A 1697-nucleotide genomic window follows, 5' to 3' on the forward strand; every position below is an offset into this window, starting at 1 on the left:
TCGACCTTATGTGTCCCCAGAAAATGCCTGGATGATAGAAAATCATGAGGTCTTTCAAGGTTATTACTTTAACAACTTTATCGGTCAAGATCGCAATGAGCGCGATAAGTTCAAAGAGCATCCCGCTTTTGAACAAACAATTATTTTCTGCGATCGCTGGGATCAACTGTCTTTCGATCCAAATTATGACACACTTTCTATTTCCTGTTTCCGACCGATGCTCGAATCGATTTTTAGTCGCGAACCCAGACTTTAGACTGATATCAGTGCCCCGTGGCGATCGCTGAACTTAAATTTGGGTAGTCCTAAAAACTATTACCCAATCTCCTTGAAAACCCCGGCGAAGATAGATTAAATTCCCAATTAAAGCTGTACGTTTCCCAATAAATCCAATTATTAAACCGGGAATGCCAGGATTAGAAGACGATCGTGGTACTAACATTAATGGTCCATCCCTGATTCGCGTTCCTGACTGGATTGAAAATCCCCTAGGACGCTATTATCTTTATTTTGCTCATCACTTGGGTAAATATATTCGTCTTGCCTATGCCGACTCTCTAGAAGGAGAGTGGAAGATCTATGAGCAGGGAACGCTACACTTGGATGAAACAGCTTGCTCGGATCATATTGCCTCTCCAGATGTCCATGTTGACAATGAAGCCAAAGAAATACGGATGTACTTTCATGGCTACTATCAGGGGAGACATAAGTACGATCAGGTGACAATGCTAGCAAAATCTCAAGATGGTCTGCATTTTACTGCTTTGCCAGAGATACTTGGACCATACTATTTTCGAGTTTTCCAGCACAACGGATTCCACTATGCTATTGCCAACAACTGGTATGGTACAGTGATGAACAACCGTCCCATAGCTGGAATTGTACTCCGGTCGAAAGACGGTGTGACGGCGTTTGAGCCAGGACAAGATTTTATACTTAACCTACGACACGGTGCTGTATTGGTAAAAGGTGACCGATTGCTCGTATTCTACTCCAGATATGGCGATGCTCCCGAACGTGTTTTAATGAGCTACGTGGATTTAACCAAGGATTGGGACAAGTGGATTCCTTCAGAACCAGTTACAGTTCTCGAACCAGAAATGGATTATGAGGGAGTTGCTTTACCTATTGTCTCTTCGGAAGTTGGTGTTGCAGAAGAACCGGTGCGAGAACTGCACGACCCAGCTATCTACACCGAAGGAGAAAAAACGTACTTACTCTATTCAGTAGCAGGGGAAGAAGGTATTGCGATCGCTGAACTAAAATTTTGCTATTAATGGGAATTTGTTTAAAATAATCTTGTTTCGGCACAATTACATAAACAGAGGAAAGAAGGTTTCCTAGTATATCGGCATTGATCACAAGGAGTGCGATCGCCTTTGGCGCGCTCTGAAGAGCGATCGCTAAATTCATAGGGGGTTCGTCTTTTGGTTTTTGATCCTGAAACGGAGGATATTCTTAAATGGACACTTTAGAGCGAGACCGGGAGATTATTCAAAAAATAATCTCTGACTACGCAAAAATTCCTTATTCTTACGGAAAAATTGAACGGAATAGCGTTTTTGATTGTGATCGCGATCGCTACCTATTAATGATAGTTGGTTGGGAGGGAGTACGTCAAGTTCACGGCTGTATCATTCATGTGGAAATTATCGATGGCAAAATCTGGATTCATCGGGATGGGACAGAGGATGGCA

General features: G+C 42.7%; 2 protein-coding genes and 1 pseudogene. All 3 read left to right on the forward strand.

What is annotated here, in order from left to right:
- Positions 1 to 256 (forward strand): annotated as a pseudogene (locus tag F6K53_RS40405) (phosphohydrolase); the annotation flags it as partial.
- 151 nt (positions 257 to 407) lie between these two features.
- Entirely contained in the window at positions 408 to 1277 is an 870-nt protein-coding gene (locus tag F6K53_RS40410; RefSeq protein WP_293085771.1) for a hypothetical protein, read from the forward strand.
- A gap of 185 nt (positions 1278 to 1462) precedes the next feature.
- Positions 1463 to 1697, forward strand: a 235-nt coding sequence (locus tag F6K53_RS40415; RefSeq protein WP_293085774.1) for an element excision factor XisI family protein, incomplete at its 3' end; no start/stop codon positions are given.

It is taken from the genome of Moorena sp. SIO4A1 (genome assembly GCF_010672065.1).
Taxonomy (GTDB): Bacteria; Cyanobacteriota; Cyanobacteriia; order Cyanobacteriales; family Coleofasciculaceae; genus Moorena.

Excerpts from the sequence above, each read along its gene's own strand:
- F6K53_RS40410 (WP_293085771.1), top strand. The coding sequence starts at position 408 with ATGCCAGGATTAGAAGACGATCGTGGTACTAACATTAATGGTCCATCC.